We start from the raw sequence: 14,714 nt of genomic DNA, 5'->3' as shown, positions 1-14,714 counted from the left end.
AGGTAATAGCTATGAAACAAGGTTTACAAACTGCTTTTTCTTGTGCTTCCTTCCTTCTCTCCTATCCTGAAACAGGATGGAGAGAAGCTTTACCAGAACTACAAGAAACAATTGATACGATTACGCATGAAGAAATTCACACGTTGCTTACAGCTTTCATCAAACAAGCTCAAGAAAAAACAAACGATCAACTCATTGATTCTTACGTATATACATTCGACTTTGGAAAGAAAACAAATATGTATCTCACTTACATGAACACAGGTGAACAAAGAGAGCGTGGAATTGAATTATTAGAGCTAAAACAACACTATCAAAAAGCTGGCTTTGCGGTAACAGATAAAGAACTACCTGATTATCTACCGCTTCTACTTGAGTTTCTCGCAAACGCAAATGAAGAAGATAGCGAACCAATTATGAGTAGATACACGAAAGATATACAAGCATTGCACGGACAGTTAAAAGAAGCAAATTGTATGTACGAACCAATTCTTGCTGCCATTCTCCTCGCCATCGATGCCTGGGGAGTACAAGCGAATTAGAAAGGAGTGTCGTCAAAATGATGGATCAATTTTTATGGGTGCTGTTCCCCTATATCATTTTCGCAATCTTTATCGGTGGACACATTTTCAGATACAACTATGATCAATTTGGCTGGACATCAAAATCTAGCGAACTATTAGAGAAGAAAATGCTCCGAATCGGAAGTTTACTCTTTCACTTTGGCATTATGTTCGTAATCGGTGGACACATCATGGGAATATTAATACCAGAATCTGTATATACCTCTTTCGGTATTTCTGAGCATATGTATCATATGGTCGCTATCGGCTTCGGTCTTCCTGCAGGAATTGCTTCAATTGTTGGTTTAGTGATTTTAATGTATCGTCGCTTTACAGTAAAACGCATTATCGCAACAAGTACAAAAGGAGATTATGTCGCCCTCGTCCTCTTGTTCATTGTAATGTTAGCAGGTCTATCCTCTACATTTTTCAATATTGATGCAAAAGGATTTGATTATCGAACAACAATTGGCCCATGGTTCCGCAGCCTCTTTGTTTTCCAGCCGAAAGCAGAATATATGGCAGAAGTACCTATTTGGTTTAAAATCCATATCATTGCAGCGATGGGGCTCTTTGCAACATGGCCATTTACAAGACTTGTACATGTCTTTAGCGTTCCAGTGAAATATTTACGACGCAGTTATGTTATTTATCGAAAAAGACAACCTATTGAATCTGAAAAAGCAAAAATCCAATAAAAAATAGCACCTATCCTATAAAAATAAGATAGGTGCTATTTTATTTTTCCGTTAATCTTCCATATTCATTTTACTATTTATTCGGATTCCAAGCACCATTACTTTCGAAATAGTACTTTACTCCTTTAATGAGTTGCCAACCTGTTTGCATTGCCCCACTTCCGTTGAAGTAGTACCATTTTCCATCAATTGCTTGCCAACCTGTTTGCATTGCTCCGCTTCCGTTGAAGTAGTACCATGTGCCGCTAATTGCTTGCCAGCCTGTTTGCATTGCTCCGCTTCCGTTGAAGTAGTACCAAGCACCGTTAATTGACTGCCAGCCTGTTTGCATTGCTCCGCTTCCGTTGAAGTAATACCATGTCGTACCTACTTGTTGCCAGCCTGTTTGCATTGCTCCATTTCCGTTAAAGTAATACCATATCGTACCTACTTGTTGCCAACCTTTCGCTTTCGTTCCATTTTGATCATAGAAATACCACTTTCCATTATCTTGTTTCCAATTGTTATGATAATGGTATTCTCCTGTTTCAAGCCCATATTTCCCACAGTTTGTTCGGCAAGTATGTCCACCATTTTTGTCCAATCCACCAGGGCTTGCATAAGCAGCTGTCGTTGATCCCATAATTGTTAGACCAACTGCCATCGCTAAAACTTTCATATTCTTTTTCATAGATTCACTTTCCCCTTCTCTTTATCTATTTATTTATCAAGCATTATTATATGATAACCGAATGATATTAATAAAGAATTGTGTTTTTTACATATTATAAAAATATAAATTCCCAGACTTCTAATATTCTCTATCTACTAAAATAATGCGTTTCCTTTTATAAATTGTTTTACTACGGCAGTATCTGGCACTAACCCAAATAAATAGTGATTTTATATTATTACTAGGTGAACCTCTTGTTTCTATTACAACAAAGGTATTGAACATCCAATTTATCCCGCTATCTGCAGGCAGCAAGCCCCCACCTTTTCCCTCTCCTTGTTCTCCTTGACAACCATATGTACGAAAAAGACGTAAACAATGAAAAAATAAGAAAATCCCCTACTTTTAGTAGAGGATTCTTTCTATAAACCTGGTACAGAATCCAAGCTATCCGCATTCGGAACAGCTTGCATAGTACCTGACGTGTTGGCACTTGGAGCGGTATTCGTGCTCATACTTGTTCCAATCGCTGAACCTTTCGTATACGTCGTTGTCACTACATCCCCTGGGTTCAAGCAAAGATTTGTTGCCGTTCCTATTACAGTCACAACATCAATACAAGTTGGCCCTGTTGCTCCACTATATGTCTTTGATGCAACAAATGAAGTATCCCGCAAGTTATCCCCCGTAAATAAATTCCCATAGTTATTTACAATCACAAACTCTTTAATATTTGCCGGCATGACCAGTCAACCTTTCTGTTATGAACCTAATGTTAATTCACTTGTTTCTAGTGGTGGAAGGAATTCTGGCGTCCTAGGAGTAACTGGCGGCATCCGTTTTCCATTCAAAAAAGTAGCGATGCTCGATCCACCAGAACCAGCATATATTTTCGAAGCAGCAAATGGTTCAATAGTATAACAATCACCTACATTAACAGCTCCTGTGTTATTAACAATCTTTATTTTACGAATTCGCGCACTCACCATCCTCCCTCCTTTCTATATAAATCGATTATAATCGCAGGAATTGTTGCTCACTCATATGCGAAAAACAATTCTTGTATACACTGTATGCAAAAGAAAAAAACTTGAAACAGACGCGTTTCAAGTTTTAAAAATGAATTATTGAATTTCACCTTCATATTGCAGCATACCGCCGACCATATTCACTGTTTTAAACCCTTGTTCATTTAAATAATGACATACATTTTCACTGCGCATTCCTGATCGACAAATAAAAATATACTCATTTTCTTTATCAAAGAATTCTACTTTATTTGGAATATCACCCATTTTAATATGTACAGCTTCTGGAATTTTCCCTTGTGCTACTTCCTCATCTTCACGTACATCTACTAAAAATAACGTTTCCCCGTTTTCTAAGCGCTCTTGCACTTCTTCTGTTGTAATTGTTTTTACTTCTGTCATATGTCGTTCCTCCTTAATATAATTAAAACTTTAACGTATTTCCGAAAGAAGTCCCCACTTCAAAACGCGTTCGTATTTAAGTGAAGGGTAGTTGACGTAGTAAATTTTTTCTCTACTCATCTATTCATCACCAATTTTAGCATGGAAAATTACGAACGCAAAGAAGTGAAACTTCCCTCATTTGCATTATTCCTCAACTCATTTGTAAATTTATTACATTTACAAATCTACCTCTCACATTGTATCCTCAATATACTTGTTTTACGAAAGGAGTCGATCGACATGACACTTTTTCTTTTCATTATAGGTCTCATTTTTTTAATTCTCGCTATCATTTCACTCGGTATATTTAACAAAAGAAGACCCACACGATCCTCTCAAGAACGAGCATTCTTTTATTTATTACTTAGTATCGCTTGCCTTGGATTATGCATTGCTACATACGTCTTCCGTTTAAAAATCATCTAAAAAGAAGGTGCTCGCTTAACGGCTCGCACCTTTTTTCACACATTGCTATATATTCATTTCAATTTTTCAAGCGTATAAGTCGCGGCTCCGAAGAACCAAAAGTGACCGCTACTTGTTTTCTCTCTTTGTTTTCACTTGGCACGGGGCAGGAAAAGGAAAAGGGGCTGATCGCTTCTATTCATGGCCAGATGCTCTCTTCCACCTAAAGATTAGGTTTTATGTGTTTTTTTCAATTTGCACTTATACAAACACTCTTCTCTTTAAAAACTCATCCACTTTCTTTTCAAATAAATGAACATCAAATACACCAGCCATATGGCCATTAATACTTTCAATCTCATAAACCTCTGCGTATTTCCCTTGTTTCTGGAGCAGCTCTACCATTTTATAATTATAACGAGAAGGTTGCAGTAAATCTTGTTTACACGGAATCATAAGCACATCTGCCTCTATTTGAGAAAGTGCCTCTTCTAAAGAGGAAAAACCGTGTGCAAGATCATGTAATAACGTTGCTTTCGCTGTATACATCCATGAATTCGCATCCACAAAAGTAATATTTTGAAGTGTCAATGCATTTATATTTTGTTCAAATGAATTCCGTGCTGAGAAATTCTCATAAGGTAGCGATTCCGTACTATTACGCGGAAATGTCGTTTCATAATAGTGAGCATCAAACCCATTTATAAACATCATTTTCCCTGCTAAATGCAGCCCTTTCGTCGGCTGTTCATCCCCATAATTTCCATCATTCCATTTTGGATCTAACTGAATAGCTTCAATTGCATTTTGCAGAACATTAACCGATGTCGCAACCGGATTTTGCGGATTCGTAATTACACCAATCATTCGCTCTACCATATGGGGATAACAAACAGCCCATTGCTGCGCAATCATTCCACCAGCTGATGGTCCGATTACCGCATGTAACCTTGTAATTCCCATTGCATTCACTAATTCATATTGCACACGTGCTACATCTAAAAATGTAAATACCGGAAACCCCATCCCATATTCAGATCCCGTTATTGGATTAACTGACTTTGGTCCCGTTGTAATCACGTAAGGATTTTTCACTTGTACATTACAAAGATTATCGGTACATATCACAAAATAGCGATCGGTATCAATTGCTTTCCCCGGTCCAATCAGTCCGTCCCACCAACCAGGAATGAGATCTTGCTCCGTATATTTTCCTGCCGCATGGCTTGTTGCACTAAAATAATGACAGACTAAAATCGCATTTGATTTTTCCCGGTTTAATTTACCGTACGTCTCATATCCAATCTGAACAGGGATCTTTATGCCATTTTCAAATGTAAACTTTTTTAAATGAAAGCTTTCTTTTTTTACATACATCATAAATTTCTACCCCATTGTAAATACGTCATTATATATCAATCCTCCATAACAAATCTATCCCGTTTACCAAAACACTTTTACGTTTCCAAAAGAAACCCTTCTTTTAACAAAAAGGATTTTTGATTCCCCATAAACATGTGCATAATATACAAAATACGCCATAAACTAACATTATCTTACATGAGTTAAAGAGGGAATACGTATGATATGGAAATGGTTTCGAAAGAAAAAAAAATCAAGTAAAACAGATTCAAAAGAGCAAAATCAAACTACTAAACAAGAGGAACAAACACAAAACAAACAACATCAATCTGCTCAAGGTACTAAACAAGACGCGCAAACACAAAACAAACAACATCAATCTGCTCAAGGTACTAAACAAGACGCGCAGACACAAAACAAACAACATCAATCTGCCCAAGCTGCTAAACAAGACCAGCAAACACAAAACAAACAACATCAATTTGCCCAAGCTACTAAACAAGACCAGCAAACACAAAACAAGCAACATCAATCTGCTCAAGGTACTAAACAAGACGCGCAAACACAAAACAAACAACATCAATCTGCCCAAGCTACTAAACAGGACCAGCAAATACAAGGCAAGCAGCAAAATAATAGTAGCAATAGCATTTATGATTTCAGTAAACCCGAGAAAGAAAAGGTTCACTCTCTTCAAGATTTATTAGAAAACCTAAAAACATCTAGTGATTTTGTAAGTTATCACACATCAGATGATGAAACAATGCCGTATTGGATTTCTTATTACCGGCCATCGCTTGATGGTGAAAAATTACAAAAGTATTTAATGCCAGCTTTATTAGAGCATACGTGTTCTACATTAGAAGAATTAAAAGAGCATATTCCAATGAGCGGAATTACGATCACAAATGATCTTCAAAAAATCGAAGATATGGTTTTAAAAGGGCACGCTATCGTACAGTTACATGAACAAGATCAAAAATGTATCTTAGCAAATATCACAATTGATAATTATCGGGCGCCATCTATTCCATTAAATGAATCTACAGTTATTGGTCCACAAGAGGGATTTGTAGAGGATCTTGATACGAATCTTAACTTAGTACGTAAACGCCTTCCAGTGTTAGCACTACAAACAAAAGAGGTTATCATTGGGACATTCTCTAAAACAAAAGTTGTCATGATGTATTTAGAGAACCTTGCTGAAAAAGACAGTGTTGATTATTTAGAAGAGTCACTTCGTACAATTGAATACGATCAAATCAACGACAGTTCCTATATTCAAGAATTGATGGGGGAAAAATCAATCTTCCCACTATTTATTAATACAGAACGTACAGACCGAGTAACGACCGCATTAATTGATGGAAAAATCGCTATTTTTGTAGATGGTTCACCGAGCGTCTTACTCACTCCTGTTTCATACTTTGATTTTTTTGTTTCGCCAGAGGATTACAACGTATCTTGGCTTTACGCTACGTTTTCAAGATTTTTACGACTCATTGCTGTTCTGTTTTCCATCTGCGCAGCACCATTATATGTTGCCATTTTAAGTTATCATTACGAATTAATTCCAAGCGATTTACTCGAAACATTAATTTTATCAAGAGCACAAGTTCCTTTCCCACCTTTAATAGAAGCACTCTTTCTAGAACTGGTTATTGATTTACTTAGAGAGGCTGGGGCTAGACTACCAATGAAAGTAGGCCAAACACTCGGTATTGTAGGCGGTATCGTAATCGGACAAGCATCTGTACAAGCAGGACTAACAAGTAATATTTTATTAATCATTGTCGCCTTATCTGCGTTAGCTTCCTTTATCACACCGATTTATAAGATGGGGAACGCAGTTCGCTTACTACGATTCCCATTCCTTTTATTTGCAGAATTAGGTGGACTATTCGGAATTTCACTAGGTTTTATCTTTTTATTTACTCATCTATTCAGGCTTTCTTCTTTACAGAAACCATTCGCGCTCTTTTATCCAGCAAGGCGACAATCACTAAAAGACTCTTGGATTCGGTTTCCATTATCTATGATTGATACAAGAGATATTCAAGCAAGGCCGCAACACGTAAAAAAATCAGCACATGGGATTTCAACAAAACATACATCTGATTTTGATGAATAAGAAACGAGGTGCACATATGAGTAAAGTCAAAACAAAATATCAAATATCTCCTATCTTTGTTTTCTTCTTGATTCATAGTGCACAGTTCGGCGCTGGAGTTCTCGGATTTGCACGCATTATCGCCAAAGCTGCGGGCTACGACGCTTGGATTGGTGTTCTCATCACAGGAATCATCATTCACATTCTCGTTTGGATGATGTATTACTTATTAAAAAATACAGAAGGCAACCTAATAGATCTTCATCACCAAACCTTTGGAAAGTGGCTCGGTAATGGCATTAATATTATATTCATGCTGTATTTTTTGGTTGCGAGTATATCCGTTGTTCGAACGTATGTTGAGATTGTTCAAGTATGGATGTTTCCTACCGGGTCCACTTGGATGTTCACCGCCTTTTTATGTTTATTAAGTTACTACATCATCTCATCAGGATTCCGCATCATCACTGGTATCTGTGTCGTTTCAATTAGTGGGACACTAGGTTATATTTTTCTTAGCCTGTTTATGTTCAAGTACGCGCATTGGGAAAATTTACTTCCTGTTTTTACGCATTCTTTGGGAAGTATTTTAAAAGCATCTCAATTGTCAATTTATACCATGACAGGCTTTGAAATTTTTCTTATGGCATACCCATTTGTGAAGAATCCCGAGAAATCTCATAAATTTGCACAATATGGTGTATTATTCTCTAACATTTTATATTTATTTAGCACGATTTTGGCATTCGCTTTTTTTAGCGAAAAACAGTTATCAAAAACAATTTGGTCTCAGCTTTCCATGACACAAGTTATTCAATTACCCTTTATCGAACGACTAGAGTACATTGCCATCTCCGGCTATGCACTTGTAATTCTTACAAGTTTTATTCTTCCATTATGGGCTGCTACAAGAGGAACACATGAAATCTTTCATGTAAAGCAAAAATACATTTTACTTTCTTTCATGTTCATTACAATTATTGTGTCACAACTTTTAACAAACAGGCATGATATCAACGATTTTATTAGTCATACTTCCAAAGTTAGTCTTTGGCTTATATATGTTTACATCCCAATCTTATTTCTTATCGTGTGGGTGAAAAGAAAATGGAAAAAATCAAGAAAAAACTAATTCTTCTTTCATGTATTTGTTTATTCATCATAACAGGCTGTTTGCAAAAAAATATTGTTGATGATGTTCAGTTAATTCAAGGGGTTGTTTTTGATACAGCAAAAAATAATAAAATAAAGGTAACATCGGTTTGTCCGGTGCAGCGAAAAGGAAATAAAGTACAGGTCTTTGAAGGAATAGCAAATGCCGTTAAACAAGTAAAAGCTGATACTTCTTTGGAATCTTCTCAACCATTTGCAAGCGGACAAATGCGCGTTGCTTTATTTACTACAAGAATTGCAAAAAAAGGATTGTCGACCTCCTTTGATACCCTGATTCGCGATGTCAGCATCGGAAACTCAGTGTATGTTGGATTATTAGAAGGAAATGGACCTGAGCTATTAAAAGGAAAATATACAACTTCTTCTAATGTGGCTATCTATATAAAAAAAATGTTAGAGCATAACATGCAAACTGGCCCCGTACCAACTGATAATTTACATTTAGGTGCATTTCGTTATTATCGTGAAGGCCAAGACTCTTATATGCCTATCCTAAAAAAGAGTAAAGACAAAATCAAAATCACTGGCATTGGACTTTTAAAAAAGGATAAGTATGTCGGAAAAATTGATCGACAAGATATGTTCGTATTTAAGGGGTTATTGGAAAAACATCGGTTAGATTCACACGAATTTAAAAGTAATAATGGATATGTAATGATCAATAATATACGCTCCAAGCCAACGTATACTGTAAATATAAAAGCTGGAAAGCCTTCCTTTTTAATTAAAGTAAAAATAGATGCACGCATCTTAGAACTTTCGAAACAAGTAAACCTAGAAAATAAACAGAACACAAAAAAAATATCACAAGAAGTTGAAAAAAGCTTAAATACTGAAGCCACAAAACTCATCAAAAAATTTAAATCTTTAAATGTTGATCCTCTTGGGCTAGGAGCTAAATTTAGACAACACTATCGACCATTTAAATTAGCAGAATGGAAAAAAATGTACAAAGACGTTCCTATCACAGTAAAATATGAAGTTGATATTACAAACTCCGGTGTAATCGAATAATATGAAATATAGTTTCCTCAAAATGTCAGATAATGATTGAACTCCTCTTCCGGGCATGATACAACGGAGAGAGGAGTTTTTTGATAATACTTACATAAAGAAAAAAGATATTTACGGGGGAGCTTATGTCTAAAAAGTTAGTAAAACCTATTTTAAATGGTATTCTGTTTCTCGGCGTCTTTTTATTTGCTCATACATACTTAAAAAATGTTTCATTTACACGTTATTTACTTGTTGTCGTACCGACGCTACTTGTTGGGATGTTCGGAATTGATCTCGCTTTATCATTTTTAATAAAGAAAGAAGAGTAGGGAAAGAACACCTTATTTTATAAGGTGTTTTTTTTATTAAACAATCTCCTTATGTTACAATAAAGTTCGGCACAAAACGTGAAAGGATGAAACAACATGGCTAACGAAAAAGGTTTAGATAAAGGATATGAACTTGTTGCAAAAATGCACGAGGTATTTGGACACCCTGTTACAGATGTACCAACAAAATTAACAGAAGAACGCGCAAAAATTCGCGCAAGCTTTATGCAAGAAGAGTTAGAGGAATTTTTAGAAGCTAATACTGTAGAAGATCAATATGATGCGTTAATTGACCTTATCTATTTCGCATTTGGAACATTTGCAGAAATGGGAGTTCGTCCCGATAAAGGCTTTGAAATTGTAAACAATGCAAATATGGCAAAACTATTCCCTGACGGAAAACCACGTTTCCGCGAAGGCGATGGCAAAATTTTAAAACCAGAAGGCTGGCAAGCACCAGAACCACAGTTACGTGCTGAAATTGAGCGTCAACGCCAAGAAGCATTAGCAAAAGCAGGGAAATAAGATTGAATAGGCTACCATTTGCGGGAAGTTAAGCCCCGCACTTATGTCTTATTTTTTCGAGCGAACGATATTTCGTGTCGAAACGCCGATATATCTGAAAAAGGAGCTCTCTTTATGAAGAGAGCTCCTTTTTGTTTATCCCGCATTAACGGGCAGTAATACCCCCACCTCAAAATTCGGTGAAAGCAAAGAAGTTAGGTGAGAGATAAACTGCCCGTAAAAGCCCGATTGGTGAGGGCTAATAATCAGTGGGGGATGAAGAGAACCCCCACTGATTAAAGTTTCACTTTATTTTTTCTTCTTTTCTGTCGGTTGACTTTGTTTAGCGAAATTAGATGAATCATCGAAATTCGGTTGCTTTTTACCAGCATTATTACTTCTACCTTTTCCCATATGTAATGCACCTCCTCTCCTCCTTACTATTCCCAAAATAAAAAATCCCCTTGCGTACAAGAGAATTTTTTTATGTTTTTTATTTACTCTATTAGTGTCCGTGTCCAGCATGCCCTGCCGCGCCCGCTGTTCCTGCAGTACTTCCTGCACTTCCCGCTCCGCCATACCATGTTTGCTGTTGTTGATGTTGTTGACCATGGTGTTGATGCTGGCCATGGTGTTGATGCTGACCATGATGTTGATGCTGGCCATGGTGTTGATGCTGACCATGATGTTGATGCTGACCATGATGTTGATGCTGGCCATGGTGTTGATGCTGACCATGGTGTTGATGCTGACCATGGTGTTGATGCTGACCATGGTGTTGATGCTGACCATGGTGTTGATGCTGACCATGGTGTTGATGCTGACCATGGTGTTGATGCTGACCATGGTGTTGATGCTGACCATGGTGTTGTGTTTGATATAAAACAGCCTGTGGATGAATTTGATGGTGACCATGATGATGTACTTGTTGCTGATGATGGCCGTGTTGCTGGTGGTGACCATGTTGCTGGTGACCGTGATGTTGGTGGTGACCGTGATGTTGGTGGTGACCGTGATGGACGTGATGACCGTGATGGACGTGATGACCGTGATGGACGTGATGACCGTGATGGACGTGATGACCATGAATCATTTGTGGACCTACTCCTCCTACTAGAATAGGAGCAACACCACCAAATCCTGGTTGCGGACCAACTGATGCAGGGAAGCCAGATTGTGCCCCGCCTACAAATGTTGGAAATGTAGTTGGTGCCCCTACAGGAACTCCACCTTGCGCTCCTCCTACAAATGCCGGAAATGTAGTTGGCGCTCCTACAGGAACTCCACCTTGCGCTCCTCCTACAAATGCCGGAAATGTAGTTGGTACTCCTATAGGAACTCCACCCTGCGCTCCTCCCACGAATGTTGGCATTCCGGTTTGCGCTCCAGCTACAGATGTAGGAACTCCTTCTGATGATCCGCCCATCCATGTTGGGTTCCCGCCATATCCTTGTTGTCCAGCTCCTCCCATTAGCATTTGTGCATAGCCATCCTGACCTATCATAAAGCCGTGCGATGCGTTATTATCCATCCCTTTCATTTCTTTCACCTCTTTCTCTCAATTTAACCTGCCTTTGTTATCATATTTCTCATACAAGAATAGGTGTTTGTCTATAAGGGAATTCCACTCATTTTTCAGTTGTCTAAAAAAAAGAGCAGCCCTCTCATAAGGACTGCTCTTTCCTATTAATTTGCAACGATATTAACAAGTTTTCCAGGAACAACAATTACTTTACGAACTGTTTTCCCTTCAATTTGTTCTTTCACTACTTCGATAGCAAGTTGTTCCATTTCTTCTTTTGATGCGTCTTTTTTCGTTTTCAGTTTCGCACGAACTTTACCCATAACTTGAACAACGATTTCAACTTCATCTTCTACAAGTTTAGACTCATCAAATGTTGGCCAGCTTGCATATGTGATTGTTTCACTGTGTCCAAGCTTGCTCCAAAGTTCTTCCGCAGCGTGCGGTGCAACTGGTGCAATCATTTTCACGAAACCTTCTACATATTCTTTCGGAAGTACTTCTGTTTTATATGCATCGTTAATGAACATCATCATTTGAGAAATTGCAGTGTTAAAGCGAAGCTCTGCATAGTCTTCTGTAACTTTCTTCACTGTTTGATGGTATGCTTTCTCAAGTTCTTGATTAGAGGCATCTGTGATTTTCTCACTTAGTTCACCATTATCTTGAACAAATAGACGCCATACACGATCTAAGAAACGACGAGCTCCGTCAAGACCATTTTCAGACCAAGCAATTGAAGCATCTAATGGTCCCATGAACATTTCGTAAAGACGAAGTGTATCTGCACCATGGCTTGCTACGATATCATCAGGGTTTACAACATTCCCTTTTGATTTACTCATTTTCTCGTTATTTTCACCTAGAATCATACCTTGGTTAAATAATTGTTGGAATGGCTCTTTCGTTGGAACCACACCGATATCATATAATACTTTATGCCAGAAACGAGCATATAGTAAGTGAAGTACAGCGTGCTCTGCACCGCCGATATAAATATCAACTGGAAGCCATTGTTTTACTTTTTCAGGATCTACAAGTGCTTCGCTGTTGTTTGGGTCGATGTAACGTAGGTAGTACCAGCAGCTACCAGCCCATTGCGGCATTGTATTTGTTTCACGACGACCTTTTTTACCAGTCTCAGGATCGACAACATTTACCCACTCTTCGATGTTTGCAAGTGGTGATTCACCTGTACCAGATGGACGAATGTTTTCTGTTTTTGGAAGAACTAATGGTAATTCTTCTTCTTTCACAGCTGTCATTGTGCCATCTTCCCAATGGATAACTGGAATTGGCTCACCCCAGTAACGTTGACGACTGAATAACCAGTCACGAAGACGGTATGTTACTTTTTGATTTCCTGCACTTGTTACTTCAAGCCATTCAATCATTTTTGCAATTGCTTCTTCTTTATTTAGACCATCAAGAAATGCTGAGTTTACGTGTGGACCATCACCTGTATATACTTCTTTCGTGATGTCTCCGCCTTTTACAACTTCTTTCATTGGAAGGCTAAATACTTGTGCAAACTCATAATCACGCTCATCGTGGGCTGGAACTGCCATTACAGCACCTGTTCCGTAAGTTGCAAGTACATAGTCAGCAATCCATATTGGTAATTTCTCACCGTTTACTGGGTTAATTGCATAAGCACCAGTAAATACGCCTGTTTTTTCTTTCGCAAGTTCTGTACGCTCTAAATCACTTTTCGCTTTTACAGAATCAATGTACGCTTCTACTGCTTCTTTTTGATCCGCAGTTGTAATTTCCGCAACAAGCGCATGCTCTGGAGCAAGTACACAGTAAGTTGCACCAAATAGTGTATCAGGACGCGTTGTGAAGACTGTAAACTTCTCATCTGTACCATCGATGTTAAAGTGTACTTCTGCACCTTCAGAACGACCGATCCAGTTACGTTGCATATCTTTTAAGCTTTCCGGCCAATCAAGATCATCTAAATCTTCAAGCAGACGATCTGCATATGCAGTGATTTTTAACATCCATTGTTTCATCGGACGACGCTCAACAGGATGTCCACCGCGCTCACTCTTACCGTCGATAACTTCTTCGTTCGCAAGTACTGTACCAAGTGCTGGGCACCAGTTTACAGGTATTTCATCTACGTAAGCTAATCCTTTTTCAAATAGCTGTAAGAAGATCCATTGTGTCCATTTGTAGTAGTTTGGATCTGTTGTATTTACTTCACGGTCCCAATCATAAGAGAAGCCAAGTGCTTTAATTTGGTTACGGAACGTGTTGATGTTTTTCTCTGTAAATTCTGCTGGGCTATTTCCAGTATCAAGTGCATATTGCTCTGCTGGAAGACCGAATGCATCCCATCCCATTGGATGAAGAACGTTATATCCTTGCATACGTTTCATACGAGATAAAATATCCGTTGCTGTATATCCTTCTGGATGTCCTACGTGTAGCCCAGCTCCTGATGGATATGGGAACATATCTAGTGCATAAAATTTTGGTTTTTCTGTCTCATCTGGCGTGCGGAATGTTTTATTCTCTTCCCAATACGCTTGCCACTTCTTCTCAATTTCTTGATGATTAAAGCTCATGAGATATCCTCCATTCAAATTGTATTTATTTTCACCGCCTAAAATACAAAAAACCTCTCATCCCTAGAAAGGGACGAGAGGTTATAGATTCCCGCGGTACCACCCTAAATTAATGTAATAAAGGATGTTCAAAACGTTCGGTAAAGATAGCTGTCGCATTTCTTTATCTTCCTTTTGAACAAGCACTAATATATACATTCGCTTAGATCCGTAACGTGGATAGACGGCAATTGCTACTTTGGTTCACAACTGCAACTCAAAGGCGAGTTCATAACGAAACGTGGATTGACTTGCACCAACCGTCAACTCTCTAAACCAGCTTCTATTACTACTACTCCTTCTCACTGTTATTACA

The 14,714-nt window shown here is 38.1% G+C and carries 14 protein-coding genes and 1 other annotated feature; of the genes, 7 read left to right on the top strand and 7 right to left on the bottom strand.

Annotated features, from left to right (window positions below; translation table 11 throughout):
• Positions 1-11: 11 nt before the first annotated feature.
• On the top strand, positions 12-542 hold the full coding sequence (narJ, locus tag MHH71_RS19940; protein WP_003201180.1) for a nitrate reductase molybdenum cofactor assembly chaperone: 531 nt from the start codon (positions 12-14) through the stop codon (positions 540-542).
• A gap of 17 nt (positions 543-559) precedes the next feature.
• On the top strand, positions 560-1,261 hold the full coding sequence (gene narI, locus MHH71_RS19935) for a respiratory nitrate reductase subunit gamma (RefSeq protein ID WP_006096259.1): 702 nt from the start codon (positions 560-562) through the stop codon (positions 1,259-1,261).
• A gap of 73 nt (positions 1,262-1,334) precedes the next feature.
• Here the strand turns inward: narI and MHH71_RS19930 are convergent, their stop codons facing one another.
• From MHH71_RS19930 to MHH71_RS19905, 5 genes are all read right to left on the bottom strand, one after another.
• A complete protein-coding gene (locus MHH71_RS19930; RefSeq protein WP_006096260.1) occupies positions 1,335-1,931 on the bottom strand; it encodes a YHYH domain-containing protein in 597 nt (198 codons plus the stop codon).
• A 404-nt stretch (positions 1,932-2,335) separates the two neighbouring features.
• Entirely contained in the window at positions 2,336-2,656 is a 321-nt protein-coding gene (locus MHH71_RS19925) for a hypothetical protein (protein ID WP_003201175.1), read from the bottom strand.
• Positions 2,657-2,674: 18 nt separating this feature from the next.
• Complete coding sequence (locus MHH71_RS19920) at positions 2,675-2,902, bottom strand: spore germination protein (RefSeq protein ID WP_033794772.1); 228 nt, start codon at positions 2,900-2,902, stop codon at positions 2,675-2,677.
• Between the two features lie 135 nt (positions 2,903-3,037).
• The gene (locus MHH71_RS19915) at positions 3,038-3,343 is read right to left on the bottom strand and encodes a rhodanese-like domain-containing protein (protein ID WP_003201171.1); all 306 of its coding nucleotides are present in this window, start codon (positions 3,341-3,343) and stop codon (positions 3,038-3,040) included.
• A 708-nt stretch (positions 3,344-4,051) separates the two neighbouring features.
• Entirely contained in the window at positions 4,052-5,170 is a 1,119-nt protein-coding gene (locus MHH71_RS19905) for an alpha/beta fold hydrolase (RefSeq protein WP_006096262.1), read from the bottom strand.
• A 202-nt stretch (positions 5,171-5,372) separates the two neighbouring features.
• On the opposite strand from MHH71_RS19905, the gene MHH71_RS19900 reads away from it, so the two are divergent.
• The 5 genes from MHH71_RS19900 to MHH71_RS19880 all read left to right on the top strand — a co-directional run bounded on the left by MHH71_RS19900 (position 5,373) and on the right by MHH71_RS19880 (position 10,285).
• A complete protein-coding gene (locus MHH71_RS19900) occupies positions 5,373-7,283 on the top strand; it encodes a spore germination protein (protein WP_006096263.1) in 1,911 nt (636 codons plus the stop codon).
• Positions 7,284-7,299: 16 nt separating this feature from the next.
• Positions 7,300-8,394: a spore germination protein gene (locus MHH71_RS19895; RefSeq protein ID WP_006096264.1), complete on the top strand. Its 1,095-nt coding sequence runs from the start codon at positions 7,300-7,302 to the stop codon at positions 8,392-8,394.
• Positions 8,370-9,449, top strand: coding sequence for a Ger(x)C family spore germination protein (locus MHH71_RS19890; protein WP_033799166.1), 1,080 nt, complete (start codon positions 8,370-8,372; stop codon positions 9,447-9,449). Before MHH71_RS19895 ends, MHH71_RS19890 begins: the two co-directional genes overlap by 25 nt.
• A gap of 125 nt (positions 9,450-9,574) precedes the next feature.
• Positions 9,575-9,760 carry a hypothetical protein gene (locus MHH71_RS19885; protein WP_003201353.1) on the top strand — a complete coding sequence of 62 codons (186 nt, stop codon included), beginning with the start codon at positions 9,575-9,577 and terminating at the stop codon, positions 9,758-9,760.
• A gap of 96 nt (positions 9,761-9,856) precedes the next feature.
• On the top strand, positions 9,857-10,285 hold the full coding sequence (locus tag MHH71_RS19880; RefSeq protein WP_003201351.1) for a haloacid dehalogenase: 429 nt from the start codon (positions 9,857-9,859) through the stop codon (positions 10,283-10,285).
• A gap of 484 nt (positions 10,286-10,769) precedes the next feature.
• Here the strand turns inward: MHH71_RS19880 and MHH71_RS19875 are convergent, their stop codons facing one another.
• Positions 10,770-11,804, bottom strand: coding sequence for a hypothetical protein (locus MHH71_RS19875; protein ID WP_327844029.1), 1,035 nt, complete (start codon positions 11,802-11,804; stop codon positions 10,770-10,772).
• Between the two features lie 146 nt (positions 11,805-11,950).
• On the bottom strand, positions 11,951-14,359 hold the full coding sequence (leuS, locus tag MHH71_RS19870) for a leucine--tRNA ligase (RefSeq protein ID WP_006096266.1): 2,409 nt from the start codon (positions 14,357-14,359) through the stop codon (positions 11,951-11,953).
• Positions 14,360-14,425: 66 nt separating this feature from the next.
• Positions 14,426-14,713: a binding site (T-box leader), on the bottom strand.
• Between the last annotated feature and the right edge of the window lies 1 nt (position 14,714).

Origin of the sequence: Bacillus sp. FSL H8-0534 (genome assembly GCF_038005885.1) — a bacterium.
GTDB lineage: Bacteria > Bacillota > Bacilli > Bacillales > Bacillaceae_G > Bacillus_A > Bacillus_A pseudomycoides.
Note: the sequence above shows the minus strand (reverse complement) of the source record. Positions and strands in the feature narration are given on the sequence as shown.